Genomic DNA, 12642 nt, shown 5'->3' with positions numbered 1-12642 from the left:
GCGTGCAGCGTTGGATTGTGTTTTTACGTGCGGTCAATGTCGCGGGGCAGGGTAAATTGCCGATGGCGGCGTTTCGCGCGGCCCTTGCTGATGCGGGTTTTTTGGACGTGCAAACCTATATCCAAACGGGAAATGCACTTGTTTCATCGGCGTTGTCACGAGATCAGGTTGAGGCCGCAGTCGAAGCGGTGTTGCGCGATGTCTTCGATTTGGAACGCCCCGCCAATGCCGTGACGCGTGATGAACTTGAGGCCGCACTGGCGAACAATCCCTATCCACAGGCGAGCGAAACGCCGCAAAGATTGCATTTGGTCTTTCTGCGTGGGGCGATCACATTTGATCCGGATGCATTTCAAAAGCTATGCGATAAGGGCGAGGAATTCGCGCTGATTGATCAAGTGTTCTATCTTTACACGCCGAACGGCACCTCAAAGTCAAGGCCCGCCGCGCGATATGAAAAATTTGTGCGTGCCGAAATGGTGACCGCCCGCAACCTCAACTCCTGTCTGAAAATTGCCGCGCTGGCGCGTGGCGTATAAGCGCGCCCAAAAAGGATCTAGATTGATGACCCGCACACCCACACCTGAGTTTTTAACCCGTCTTGCGGCGGCTCTGCCTCACGACACGGTGCGTCCGCGCGCAGCGGGTGAGTTGGATGATCCGCGTGGGCGGTATGAGGGACGCGCAGCGGCGGTGGCGCGCCCACGGACCGTTGATGACGTCGCCACGATTGTGCGGATGTGCAACGAGGCGGGCGTGGGCGTTGTGCCGTTGGGCGGGGGAACGGGCCTTGTTCTGGGTCAAGTGGCCTATGACGGCGCCGAACCCATCGCACTCTCATTGGAGCGCATGACGGCAGTCCGCGCGGTGTATCCGTCCGAGAATGTGATCGTGGTTGAGGCAGGTGCGATTTTGGCGCAGGTTCAGGCCGCCGCCGAGGCTCAGGACCGGTTGTTTCCCTTGTCACTTGCGGCTGAGGGGTCGTGTCGGATCGGTGGCAACCTTGCCACCAATGCCGGCGGTTTGAACGTCCTGCGCTATGGCAATACCCGCGATTTGTGTTTGGGTCTTGAGGTCGTGATGCCCACGGGTGAGATTTGGCACGGGTTGAAACGCCTGCGCAAAGATAACACCGGCTATGATCTCAAGAATCTGATGATTGGATCTGAGGGCACGTTGGGGGTGATTACCGCCGCCGCCCTGCGCCTGTATCCGCGCCCCGCACAAGAGGCCGCCGCGTTTATGGTGGTTCGTGATCCGCAAGGGGCGTTGGATCTGTTGTCGATGGCGCGTGATCTGATCGGCGAGGGTATTTCGGCATTTGAATTGATTTCCGGTGTCGGATTGGATTTTCTAACGGATGTGTTGCCCGATGTACGCCAACCGTTTGAGACGCGCCCCGATTGGTGCGTTTTGGTCGACGTTGGCCTGTCTGGTGATGGTGATCCGCAAGAGGCGCTTGGTGCGCTCTTCGAGGCGGCTCATACGGTAGGGATCGTGGAAGATGGTGTGATCTCGGCAAGCGAGACCCAGCGCGCGGAGTTCTGGGCGGTGCGCGAAAATATTCCCGAGGGCAACAAGCGCGTGGGCGCCATATCGAGCCACGACATTTCTGTGCCGTTGTCGCGTATCCCTGATTTTATCCCCGAGGGAATCGCGGCACTTGAGGCCTTGGGCGACATCCGTGTGAACTGTTTTGGCCATTTGGGTGACGGAAACCTGCATTACAACGTTTTTCCCGCGCGCGGGCGTGATCGCAAAGAGTTCGACACCATTCGCGCCTCGGTCAAGCAAACGGTCCATGATCTGGTTCATGCCTATGACGGGTCTGTGAGTGCCGAGCACGGGGTGGGGCGTCTGAAAGTTGACGATTTGGAGCGCTATCAAGATCCGATAAAACTCGCAGCCATGCGGGCGATAAAAGATGCGCTTGATCCCAATGGCATTATGAACCCCGGTGCGGTTTTGCGAGCGCGCGATTGAACGGCGCGTAACTGTGTGATGCGGCGCACCGACCCCTAAAAAGGGTGCGCCCTGATCAGGGGGGTGATCAGGGCGCTATAGAAATGTGATAAGTCACATGTGCTGCAAGCAACGTTCCTTGCTCCAAGGAACATGATTAACACTAGGCTACGAATCTTAATAAAGCGTTCACGCCCCGTCGAATTCGCAAAGCGCATGCACCGAGTAGCCCAAACCCTCCAAAAGTGCGCGTCCGCCCAGTTCAGGTAGATCCACGACAAAGGATGTGCCGACGATTTCGCCGCCCAACCGCTCGACCAGCTTGATACCCGCTTGTGCGGTGCCACCCGTTGCCAATAGATCGTCCACGATCAGGACTTTTTCACCGGCTTGGATTGCATCATCGTGGATTTCCACAACGGCCTCGCCATATTCGAGGGTGTACGCCTCGGAAATGACCTTACCGGGGAGTTTGCCCTTCTTGCGCACGGGCACAAACCCTACCGAGAGTTGATGCGCAATCGCCCCGCCAAGGATAAAGCCGCGGGCCTCAAGCCCCACCACTTTGTCGATGTGTTGACCCACAAAAGGGTCCAGCATCTGATCAATAGCAAGACGAAGCCCGCGCGGATCGGCGAACAGTGTCGTAACATCGCGAAACATGATCCCCTCATGGGGAAAATCAACGATCGTGCGGATGTAATCGCGAACGGTTTTTTGTGTCATATCAGTGTCCTTTAAGGACGCGGCCAGCGACCGCATCCAGTTTGGCAAGCATTGCGGGGTCGCGTTTGTCGGGGGCTGTCATGATCGCGTAGTCAAGGGCGCGGTCACATCCGTGCTCGCAAGGCGCGTAGGCCGATGTGAGCAGCGCGGGCATCGCGGCGACGAGCGTCTTTGCGTGGGCGGTATTCGCGCCCAGTGTGGCGATGATGGCCGTGATATCGACCGCGCCGTGGTCGGGGTGCCAGCTGTCATAATCCGTGACCATCGCGACCGAAGCGTAGCACATTTCGGCTTCGCGGGCGAGTTTGGCCTCGGGCATATTGGTCATGCCGATCACATCCGCGCCCCAGACCTCGCGGTACATTTTGCTTTCGGCCATGGTGGAGAACTGTGGGCCTTCCATTGCCAAATACGTCCCCCCCATATGCACAGTGACGCCTGTGGCGCGCGCGGCCTCATAGACCAAACCCGATAGGCGCGCACAGGTCGGATGGGCCACAGAGACATGTGCCACCAACCCCGTGTCGAAAAAGGTTTTCTCGCGGTTCACTGTGCGGTCAATGAATTGATCGACGATCACAAAATCACCCGGTGCCATTTCCTCGCGAAAGCTACCTGTGGCAGAGACAGAGATCAGATCTGTAACGCCAAGACGTTTGAGTGCGTCGATATTGGCGCGGTAGGGCACAGACGTGGGGGTGTGGACGTGGCCACGCCCGTGGCGGGGTAGAAATGCCATTTTGACACCATCCAAAACGCCGGTGAAAATCTGGTCGGAGGGATCGCCCCACGGTGTGTCGACGTTGACCCACGTGCCGTCTTGTAGCCCGTCGATCTCGTACACGCCCGAGCCGCCCATCACGCCGATCATTCGTTCCATCTTTCGTCCCTTATCTGGTGTTCGTCCGTTGGTGCGAGTGTGCGGTGTGCTCATGCGGGGTGCAAGGCCGATTTAGGTGCGCGCTGTGTCGCATCCACCACGTGACGGCACGGGCAAATGCCTGCCCCTTTGCCTTTGGCGCTCACACGCGTTAGAAGGCGGGCAAACGCACATATCCAAACATTGGGGAATTCCCGTGATTCAATCTGCTCTCGCATCCTTTGCGAAGAACCTATCTATTTCTGGCGGCGATACCAAGTTGACGCCCTCGCAATTCAGAACCGAACTTTTGTCGGGCCTGACCGTGGCGCTCGCCCTTGTGCCTGAGGCGGTTGCATTCGCCTTTGTCGCGGGCGTTCACCCGCTTGTGGGGCTGTACGCGGCCTTTATGGTCGGGTTGATCACTGCCGTATTTGGCGGTCGTCCCGGGATGATTTCGGGGGCCACTGGCGCGCTCGCGGTTGTTATGGTGGCCCTCGTGGCCGAACACGGGGTTGAATACCTCTTTGCCACTGTTGTGTTGATGGGCATTTTGCAAGTGCTTGCGGGTGTGTTCCGTTTGGGCAAATTCATCCGACTTGTGCCGCATCCTGTGATGCTCGGCTTTGTGAACGGACTGGCGATTGTGATTTTCCTCGCCCAGATGACACAGTTCAAACAGCCCGGAACCGACAGTTTCATGTCGGGTGGTCCGTTGATGATCATGCTTATTCTCGTAGGTCTGACGATGGCCGTGGTGCATTTCCTGCCCAAGGTGACAAACATCATTCCTGCGCCGCTTGCGGGGATTTTGGTCACGGCGATTGTCGTGATTGCCTTTGATCTGCCCGTGCCGCGCGTGGGTGATATGGCCGCCATTAAGGGCGGTTTGCCGACATTCCATATCCCCGCTGTGCCGATGTTCGAAAGCCTTCCGCAGTTCCTGTCCGTGCTCGAAGTGATCTTTCCTTATGCGCTGATCCTTGCTGCGATTGGCCTCATTGAAAGCCTTTTGACCCTCAATCTCGTGGGCGAAATCAAAGGCGAACGTGGCGGCGTGTCCCAAGAGTGTATCGCTCAGGGTGCGGCCAACGTGGTCACGGGTTTCTTTGGCGGTATGGGTGGCTGTGCGATGATTGGCCAATCGATGATCAACGTGAAATCGGGCGGTCGCACGCGCGTCTCGGGCATTGCTGCCGCGTTGTTTTTGTTGGCCTTTATCGTGGTCGCCTCGCCATTGATCGAACAAATCCCGCTCGCTGCATTGGTCGGTGTGATGTTCATGGTGGTGATAGGCACGTTCGCGTGGAATTCGTTCAACGTCATGCGCAAGGTACCCCGCACGGACGCCTTTGTGATTGTGCTCGTAACGGTCGTGACTGTGCTCGAAGACCTCGCGATTGCGGTGGTCGTGGGCGTGATCGTCTCGGCATTGGCCTACGCATGGCAAAACGCCTCGCGTATCCACGCCAAGACCTACGAGACACCCGAAGGTGCAAAGGTTTATCAAATCCAAGGGCCGTTGTTCTTTGGCTCTGCTGAAGGGTTTCAGGAGTTGTTTGACCCCGCCGCCGATCCGTCGATGGTCATTGTTGATTTCGCAGATAGCCGTGTGGCCGACCAATCCGCGCTGTCCGCGATTGAGGCCGTGGCGCTCAAATACGAAACGGCGGGTAAGGAAATCCAGTTGCGCCATCTCAGCCATGACTGTCACAACCTGCTGACCAATGCGGGCCACCTGATGGTCGATAGCGATGATGATCCCGACTATGAAATCGCCACGGACTACCAAGTGCGCACAGGCGTTTTGGGTGCGGGTCACTAAGGCCCGGCTCAAGCAAATAGTGCGCAAAAGGCCTCCCGATTGGGGGGCCTTTTTTATGGTAAAATCTGTGAATTTCAACATAAACAGCCGTTATTCACGATGTTGAAAGTGTTTTGCGACACAGTTGGAGCTGATGCGTAAATCGAGTCCCGCATCCTTGACCATTTTAGGTTTTTGACCCGAGGCACCACACGCTTATGGCGACGATTTATGACCTCATCGAATTAAGTGGAATCAGTCCTGACACCACCTATTCGGTGGCGGCGGGCAACCTGTTGGGGGTTGTCGATAACGTAACGTCGAGCGACCTGAACGATGGTGAATTCGATACGGGTGACATCATTTTCATTGGCGGCATCGCCTATAGCATTGATCGCATTCAAGAACCGAGTAGTAGCGGTCGTTTTGGCGAGGGGGACGGGAGCCAATCCAGTTTTGACCCCGGTAGCGAAAGTAACTTGTCCGCGGTCTTTCTAACGGTCTCTAACGGTAGCGATGTTCGGCACTTTATTATTCCCAATGACGCGCATGGCGATTTGAATGTTGAGGAAATTCGAACTGGAAGTCTGACCGATGTTGCCGGGAGTGATGCTGCCGTCATCTCCACTTTTAACAACCAAATTGAAATTGTGTGTTTTGCCCGTGGCACACTGATTGAGCGCCGTGACCGTGAACAGGTACGTGTCGAGGATTTGAGAGAGGGCGATCATGTGATGACGTTGGATCACGGACTACGTCAGGTCAAATGGATCGGTGAGACGTCCGTGGACAAAGACACGGTGTTGGCAAACCCTAATGTCCGGCCGATCCGGATAAAATCAGGCGCGTTGGGCGGCGGCACCCCACAGCATGATCTATATGTGTCGCCACAACATCGGGTTCTGGTCGCGTCAAAAATCGCGCTACGCATGTTTGGACAGTTCGAAGTTCTGGTCGCCGCCAAGCATCTTTTGGCGTTGGAGGGGGTTTCGGTGGTGACCGATCAAGATGAGCTACAGTATTTTCACATCCTAATGGACGCGCACGAAATTCTGATCGCCAACGGAGCCGCGTGTGAGAGTTTATTTTTAGGGCCTCAGGCGCGCAAATCTATCGAGTACGAGACGCTAGTGGATCGTCTGTCCCGCGCGAATATCGATCCGCATGACACGCATTTTCTACCTGTTCGCCCGCTGGTCACTGGCTCACTCGGGCGCAAACTCGCCGCGCGTCATTGCAAGAACAATCAGCTGCTGTGTCAAGGAGGCCCTCACTCAGGGCGCACCAGTTCAAACACCTCTTTGACTTCTGCGTAATCGCGGTAGCCAAGACGCGATAGCATCCGCGCTTTCACCACGTCAAAGCGCCCATCCACAATACAGTCGTCGCGCATGTGGATGCCCACAACTTGGCCGAACACCGCGTAATTATCCGCTCCTTCAAGACGCACAATTTGTGTCACCTTGCATTCCAACGTTGCGGGGGCATCGGCAACACGCGCACAGGCAATCTGTGCGCATTCGGTTTTAGCGGCACCAGAATGGGCGAATTCATCCTCGGCATGTGCAAGCGGTGCAGAGGACAGGTTCATGATATGCGCGGCGTCTGTTCCAACGAGGTTGATGCAAAATACCCCCGTTTCCTCAACATTCGTCAGGCTGTCTTTGCGGCCCGATGAGGCGAACATGACCTGTGGCGGCTCGTAGGCCACCGCGTTGAAAAACGAGTAGGGCGCGAGGTTGTCGTGACCGCCTGCGGAGCGTGTGGAAATCCAGCCGATCGGGCGCGGCGAGACAATTGCATTGAACGGATTGTGCGGTAGGCCGTGGCCATCTTGGGGGCGATAAAACATGGGACGCCTCTCTTTCTTCGGTGCTGCGTTGCCCCTCACTTAGTGCCATGCTAGCAGGAATTCGAGAACAATCTCCGCGCGCGATGGTGCGGTGGGTCTGGAAAGGGGAAAGCGGTGTATCATATCGACGTCGAAACGGCGGATGATTATTGGGAGGTGGAATACCTTTATGATACGTGCTTTGCGCCTGGGCGCGAGCTTTTGTCGTCGTATCGTTTGCGTGACGGCGTGCGCCGTGTGACGGATTTATGCATCGTGGCACGTGACGAGGGCGAGGTTTTGGCCGCTGCCATTCGCTACTGGCCGATCCGCATCGGGGATACGGGGGCTACGGCCTTGCTCCTTGGGCCAATTGCCGTTCACCCGACGCGGCAAGGCGAGGGACTTGGTGGATTGTTGATGACCGACAGTTTGGCGCGCGCCGGTGCGCTTGGGTGGGAGCGTGTCTTGCTTGTGGGCGATGCCCCTTATTATTCGCGCTTTGGCTTTGAAAAGCTGGATCACGTCGATATGCCGCCGCCCACAAACCCTGAGCGTGTTTTGGGATATGAATTGGTTGATGGTGCGTGGGACGGCGTCATAGGCGACGTTCAAAAAGCGATTTAGCCTGTCTGACTTGGCAAACGTGGCGCGCACCCCCACATATCCGATATGAAACACAAACCACCCGCGCTCACTCATGGCCCCGATGCTGTCTTACAAGCGCCAACCGATGCGGCGATTGCCGATCTCGCGCGCAAACTCAAACGCGCCAATAACCCCGGTATGCAGCTTTTGAATCTCGTGGGCGGGACCGCAGACGGGCTATTCGGTAAATTGCCCAAACCGGTGCGCGGTGGATTGGAGGCCGCAACATTGTCGGCCTTGGAATTGGCATTTGACGGCGCGGCGCGCACGCGTGCCAATGGCTACACGGCAGGCGGATGGTTGAGCCGTGCGGTGTCATCAGGTCTGGGGGCGGTTGGTGGCGCGGGCGGCTTGCCTACGGCCCTTGCCGAACTGCCGGTCACCACAACCGTCTTGTTGCATGCAATTCAGGGGGTTGCAGAGGAATACGGGTTTGACCCAACCCGCGATGATGTGCGCAAGGCCTGTATTCAGGTGTTCGCCGCCGCAGGGCCGTTGGCGGATGATGACGGGGCAGATCTAGGATTTTTAGCGGCACGCACCACGTTGACGGGCGCAACCCTAAGCGGGATCATTGCAAAAGTCGCACCGCGCTTTTCTATCGTTTTGGGGCAAAAGCTGGCCACGCAAACTGTGCCTGTGTTGGGCGCGGTTGCCGGAGCTGCGACCAACTATGCCTATACCGCGTATTATCAGGATATGGCGCATGTGACGTTTGGTATGATGCGTATGGCGGAGGATTCCGCCGAGCCGTTCGAGGCGCTCAAGGCACGGTTGGATGTCGCCTATAAGTCTTTGTAGGGCCGCCTAAACCGCGATGCCGTTTTCGGCGAGGTAGGCCACGATTGCGGACCGTACCGATTGATCGCCGCGCGCTGCCGCCTCATCCACAAGGGCCGTCACCCGATCAAGGTCAACTTTGCGTAAAACCGATTTTACCGGACCGATAGAGGCGGGGCGCATTGACAAGGTGCGCACACCCATCGCGGCCAATGCCACCGCCTCGACAGGGCGCCCTGCGTCCTCACCGCAAAACGAGACGGGCGTGCCATGGGCATTACAGCGGTCGACGATCTGACGGATGAAGGTCAAGAACGACACATTGAGCGTGTCATAGCGGCGGCGCACACGTTCGTTTTCTCGGTCGGCCGCAAAGAAAAACTGTTTAAGGTCATTGCCGCCGATAGAGATGAAATCGGTTTCTTCAAAGAACTGATCTGGAGCAAAGGCAAGCGATGGCGTTTCCAGCATTGCGCCCACTTCTACCTCGGTCGGGAGAACCCGCCCAAGACGTTTCTCGCTGACCAACTCGGCCTCTAGCATGGCTTTTGCAGCGCGGAACTCTTCGAATTGAGCCACAAACGGGAACATGATTGTAAGCGGGCGGCCGGCACAGGCGCGAATGAGCGCTTGTAGCTGCATCCGCATCACGCCGCGCTTGTCTAGGCCGACACGGATCGCGCGCCACCCCATTGCGGGGTTCGGCTCGTCTTGTGGCTTCATATACGGCAGCACTTTGTCGGACCCGATATCAAGGGTGCGAAAGGCCACGCGTTTGCCGCGCGCGGCGTCCATGACACGGCCATACAAAGACGCAAGCTCACCACGGCGTGGAACCTTGTTACGGATCAAGAATTGCAGCTCGGTCCGAAACAGGCCAACCCCCTCAGCGCCAGAGGAGGCCAAAGACGGCAGATCCGCCATGAGGCCGGCATTCATATGTAGGTTAATCCGCTTGCCACAGGTCGTATCGGCCGGAAGGTCCACAAGCCCGACATAGCGTTCAACCGCCTGTGCCTGCATTGCGATTTTCTCACGAAAGGCGCGGGCAACATTCTCTTCGGGCCGCAAGTGAACCACACCTTGGTCGCCGTCGATCAGGACGTGGTCGCCATTGAGCGCCTCGGTGGTGATCCGGTCGGCATGGATCACAAGCGGGATCGCCCATGCGCGCGCCACAACCGCGGCGTGGCTGCCTACGGAGCCTTGCTCCAAGATGATGCCCTTGAGGTTTTTTCCGTAGTCCAGCAACTCACCGGGTCCGATGTTGCGCGCAATCAAGATAGCATTCGCGGGCATTTCTGCGCCTGTCTCGTGGCCCTGACCCGTGAGGATGCGCAGCAAGCGGTTGGACAGGTCGTCAAGATCGTGAAGCCGTTCGCGCATGTAGGGATCGGACGAGGCGGACAGGCGGGTGCGGGCAACCGATTGTTCCTTTTCCACGGCGGCTTCGGCGGACAAACCGCGCGCAATGTCGGTCTCCATCCGCCGCATCCATCCGCGTGAATTGGCGAACATACGGTAGGTTTCCAAGACCTCGCGTTGATCTTTTTCGTTAGGTTCCAAATGAGACAGCATGTCATCAACGGACAGCCTCAATGTGTCGACCGCCTCGTTGAGACGTATCGTCTCTTTGTCAGGGTCGTCAGCCACAGGGTTTGTGACAACAACGCGTGGCTCGTGCAGATAGACATTGCCCTCCGCCACGCCCTCTTGGCCTGTCGCGCCGCGAAACAGCACGGGATGGGTGTGCACACCAAACGCGGAATCTTCGCCGACGAATGCGCCCAACTCGGTCATTTCGGCCAGAACCATTGCGACCACTTCGAGGGCGTAGATCTCATCATCGGAAAATTGGCGCGCTTGTTTGGACTGAACGACCAACACACCAAGTGTGTCGCCAAGGCGTTGGATCGGCAGGCCAAGGAACGAGGAATAAATTTCTTCGCCGGTTTCAGGCATGTAGCGAAATCCGCGCTCTGACGGCGCATCGGCGGTGTTTATGGTTTGCTTGGAGCGCGCGACACGCCCGACAAGCCCCTCACCGATACGCATCCGCGTCTGGTGGACCGCTTCGGCCTTGAGGCCCTCGGTGGCGCACAGCTCCAAGGTGTCATCATCGCGAAACAGATAGATCGAACACACTTCGGTGCGCATACTATCTGCGATCAGATGGGTGATATGGTCCAGACGCTCTTGGCTGCCCGTGTCTTCGGCCAGCGTATCGCGCAGGCGACCGAGTAGCTTTCGGCTATCACTTTCGCTGCTGTCTGGCATATGTCCCTGTCGTCCCTGATTATGTATCTCCACTTTTTAGAGTGGGTCGGTTCGTTTAGAGCACAATTGAGGGCAGGGGCCAGTGCAAATCAACCCCAAAGGGTGTGCAGCCGTCCTGTGAGCATGAAATTGCATATTTTTCTGACAGTTGCCGCTGCAGGTGCGAGGAAATGCTGCGGGTGCGAAGGGTATTATTTGCCGTCACGCACCATTTGGCGAATGGTCACGGCTTTAACGAAATGGTCGAGGCCGTGCGTTTCGATCCACCATGTCGCCGCGTCCATGAGCAGCACGGGATCGTCGTTCCTATTGGCAAAAAACGCGTAGAAAGATACGCTAACACCTTCGCCCTTGGCGGCAATCTTTGCGTCACACACTTGGATGATCTTGTCGCGTAAGCTTTGGCGCATCTGTGGGAGCCTTCCAAAAAGAAAGGCCCCCGACTTAAATCGGAGGCCCTGAACCGTTTTACCCGAACCGGTGTTAAACCTTATCGAGCTCGAAGGCATCGTGCAGCGATTGCACGGCCAGCTCGGTGTATTTGCGATCCACCAGAACGGAAATTTTGATCTCCGAGGTGGCGATAACCTTGAGGTTGATGCCCTCTTTGGACAGCACGTCAAACATCTTTGCCGCGACACCTGACTGCGACCGCATGCCGATGCCCACGAGGGATATCTTTGCCACATCCGGATCGCACAACAATTCAGCGAATTGTACGGCGCCGTTTTCCTTTGCCGCATCAAGTGCCGATTTCGCCCGTGCGACCTGATCGGTTGGACAGGAGAATGTCATATCCGTCTCGCCATTGTCGGAGATGTTTTGAACGATCATATCGACGTTGATGCCCGCATCGGCCAAGGGGCCAAAGATGGCGGCGGCGATGCCGGGGCGGTCAGCCACCGACACGAGGGTCATTTTCGCTTCTTCACGGGACGCGGCGATACCGGAGACAGGTTTATTTTCCATGATTTCCTCCTCGGCACAAATCAATGTACCAGCATTGGGGTCATATTCCTCGAACGACGATAGGACGCGCAACTTGACGCCGTAGCGCATGGCAAGTTCGACGGAGCGGGTTTGAAGCACTTTCGCGCCCAAAGACGCGAGTTCTAGCATCTCTTCGAACGCGATCTTGTCCATCTTGCGCGCTTTGCTCTCGATGCGCGGGTCGGTGGTGTAAACGCCGTCCACATCCGTATAAATGTCACAGCGTTCCGCGTCGAAAGCTGCGGCAAAAGCCACAGCCGTTGTGTCTGATCCGCCACGGCCAAGCGTGGTGATGCGCCCCTCAGGGGAGATCCCTTGGAAACCGGCGACCACGGCCACTTTCATACCCTCGCCAAATTTGGCGGTGATGTTATCGGTTGGGATCTCTTCGATCCGTGCGGCGCCATGCGCGGAGGTGGTTTTGAGCGGCACTTGCCACCCTTGCCACGAGCGCGCCGGCACGTCCATTTCTTGAAGCGTCAAGGCCATGAGGCCCGCCGTCACGTTCTCGCCCGATGAGACAATGGCGTCATATTCACGCGCATCATACATTGGGGAGGTCTCGTTGACGTAACCGACAAGCTTATTGGTTTCGCCCGACATGGCAGAGACCACGACGATGACGTCGTAGCCATTGGCCACTTCGCGACCAACGCGCTTTGCAGCGCGCTTGATTTTATCGAGTGTGGCGACAGACGTGCCGCCGAATTTCATCACGAGAACTGGCATCTGCGCCTCATCTCCCCCGTCAAAATGATCTGTGGT

At 57.2% G+C, this 12642-nt stretch carries 12 protein-coding genes; 6 read left to right on the top strand and 6 right to left on the bottom strand.

Features of this window, described 5'->3' with window-relative positions:
• Nucleotides 1-2 precede the first annotated feature (2 nt).
• Nucleotides 3-539, top strand: coding sequence for a DUF1697 domain-containing protein (locus IMCC12053_RS12990; RefSeq protein WP_062219709.1), 537 nt, complete (start codon nucleotides 3-5; stop codon nucleotides 537-539).
• 25 nt (nucleotides 540-564) lie between these two features.
• Nucleotides 565-1983: an FAD-binding oxidoreductase gene (locus IMCC12053_RS12985; RefSeq protein ID WP_062219707.1), complete on the top strand. Its 1419-nt coding sequence runs from the start codon at nucleotides 565-567 to the stop codon at nucleotides 1981-1983.
• Between the two features lie 168 nt (nucleotides 1984-2151).
• Here IMCC12053_RS12985 and IMCC12053_RS12980 read toward each other — a convergent pair whose 3' ends face one another.
• Together IMCC12053_RS12980 and IMCC12053_RS12975 are read right to left on the bottom strand one after the other, a co-directional pair.
• Entirely contained in the window at nucleotides 2152-2688 is a 537-nt protein-coding gene (locus tag IMCC12053_RS12980; RefSeq protein WP_062219705.1) for an adenine phosphoribosyltransferase, read from the bottom strand.
• 1 nt (nucleotide 2689) lies between these two features.
• A complete protein-coding gene (locus IMCC12053_RS12975) occupies nucleotides 2690-3568 on the bottom strand; it encodes an S-methyl-5'-thioadenosine phosphorylase (RefSeq protein WP_062219703.1) in 879 nt (292 codons plus the stop codon).
• Nucleotides 3569-3764: 196 nt separating this feature from the next.
• On the opposite strand from IMCC12053_RS12975, the gene IMCC12053_RS12970 reads away from it, so the two are divergent.
• Together IMCC12053_RS12970 and IMCC12053_RS12965 are read left to right on the top strand one after the other, a co-directional pair.
• On the top strand, nucleotides 3765-5372 hold the full coding sequence (locus IMCC12053_RS12970; RefSeq protein WP_062221328.1) for a SulP family inorganic anion transporter: 1608 nt from the start codon (nucleotides 3765-3767) through the stop codon (nucleotides 5370-5372).
• A gap of 197 nt (nucleotides 5373-5569) precedes the next feature.
• The gene (locus IMCC12053_RS12965; protein WP_062219701.1) at nucleotides 5570-6667 is read left to right on the top strand and encodes a Hint domain-containing protein; all 1098 of its coding nucleotides are present in this window, start codon (nucleotides 5570-5572) and stop codon (nucleotides 6665-6667) included.
• Here the strand turns inward: IMCC12053_RS12965 and IMCC12053_RS12960 are convergent.
• The gene (locus tag IMCC12053_RS12960; RefSeq protein WP_062219699.1) at nucleotides 6622-7203 is read right to left on the bottom strand and encodes a flavin reductase family protein; all 582 of its coding nucleotides are present in this window, start codon (nucleotides 7201-7203) and stop codon (nucleotides 6622-6624) included. The two genes, IMCC12053_RS12965 and IMCC12053_RS12960, sit on opposite strands and share 46 nt — an antisense overlap.
• A gap of 114 nt (nucleotides 7204-7317) precedes the next feature.
• On the opposite strand from IMCC12053_RS12960, the gene IMCC12053_RS12955 reads away from it, so the two are divergent.
• Both IMCC12053_RS12955 and IMCC12053_RS12950 read left to right on the top strand, forming a co-directional pair.
• The gene (locus tag IMCC12053_RS12955; RefSeq protein WP_062219698.1) at nucleotides 7318-7809 is read left to right on the top strand and encodes a GNAT family N-acetyltransferase; all 492 of its coding nucleotides are present in this window, start codon (nucleotides 7318-7320) and stop codon (nucleotides 7807-7809) included.
• A 45-nt stretch (nucleotides 7810-7854) separates the two neighbouring features.
• Complete coding sequence (locus IMCC12053_RS12950; RefSeq protein ID WP_062219696.1) at nucleotides 7855-8631, top strand: EcsC family protein; 777 nt, start codon at nucleotides 7855-7857, stop codon at nucleotides 8629-8631.
• Nucleotides 8632-8637: 6 nt separating this feature from the next.
• Here the strand turns inward: IMCC12053_RS12950 and ptsP are convergent, their stop codons facing one another.
• From ptsP to IMCC12053_RS12935, 3 genes are all read right to left on the bottom strand, one after another.
• Complete coding sequence (gene ptsP / locus IMCC12053_RS12945) at nucleotides 8638-10887, bottom strand: phosphoenolpyruvate--protein phosphotransferase (protein ID WP_062219694.1); 2250 nt, start codon at nucleotides 10885-10887, stop codon at nucleotides 8638-8640.
• Between the two features lie 191 nt (nucleotides 10888-11078).
• Complete coding sequence (locus IMCC12053_RS12940) at nucleotides 11079-11297, bottom strand: DUF6500 family protein (RefSeq protein ID WP_062219692.1); 219 nt, start codon at nucleotides 11295-11297, stop codon at nucleotides 11079-11081.
• Nucleotides 11298-11370: 73 nt separating this feature from the next.
• A complete protein-coding gene (locus tag IMCC12053_RS12935) occupies nucleotides 11371-12606 on the bottom strand; it encodes an aspartate kinase (RefSeq protein ID WP_062219690.1) in 1236 nt (411 codons plus the stop codon).
• Nucleotides 12607-12642: the final 36 nt, after the last annotated feature.

The sequence above is a fragment of the Celeribacter marinus genome (assembly GCF_001308265.1).
Taxonomy (GTDB): Bacteria; Pseudomonadota; Alphaproteobacteria; order Rhodobacterales; family Rhodobacteraceae; genus Celeribacter; species Celeribacter marinus.
The sequence above is the reverse complement of the archived record's forward strand: the minus strand, read 5'-3'. Positions and strand labels throughout refer to the sequence as shown.

Coding starts and splice junctions, on each gene's coding strand:
- IMCC12053_RS12965 (WP_062219701.1), top strand. CDS start 5,570: ATGGCGACGATTTATGACCTCATCGAATTAAGTGGAATCAGTCCTGAC.
- IMCC12053_RS12980 (WP_062219705.1), bottom strand. CDS start 2,688: ATGACACAAAAAACCGTTCGCGATTACATCCGCACGATCGTTGATTTT.
- IMCC12053_RS12940 (WP_062219692.1), bottom strand. CDS start 11,297: ATGCGCCAAAGCTTACGCGACAAGATCATCCAAGTGTGTGACGCAAAG.
- IMCC12053_RS12960 (WP_062219699.1), bottom strand. CDS start 7,203: ATGTTTTATCGCCCCCAAGATGGCCACGGCCTACCGCACAATCCGTTC.
- IMCC12053_RS12985 (WP_062219707.1), top strand. CDS start 565: ATGACCCGCACACCCACACCTGAGTTTTTAACCCGTCTTGCGGCGGCT.
- IMCC12053_RS12935 (WP_062219690.1), bottom strand. CDS start 12,606: ATGCCAGTTCTCGTGATGAAATTCGGCGGCACGTCTGTCGCCACACTC.
- ptsP (WP_062219694.1), bottom strand. CDS start 10,887: ATGCCAGACAGCAGCGAAAGTGATAGCCGAAAGCTACTCGGTCGCCTG.
- IMCC12053_RS12975 (WP_062219703.1), bottom strand. CDS start 3,568: ATGGAACGAATGATCGGCGTGATGGGCGGCTCGGGCGTGTACGAGATC.
- IMCC12053_RS12950 (WP_062219696.1), top strand. CDS start 7,855: ATGAAACACAAACCACCCGCGCTCACTCATGGCCCCGATGCTGTCTTA.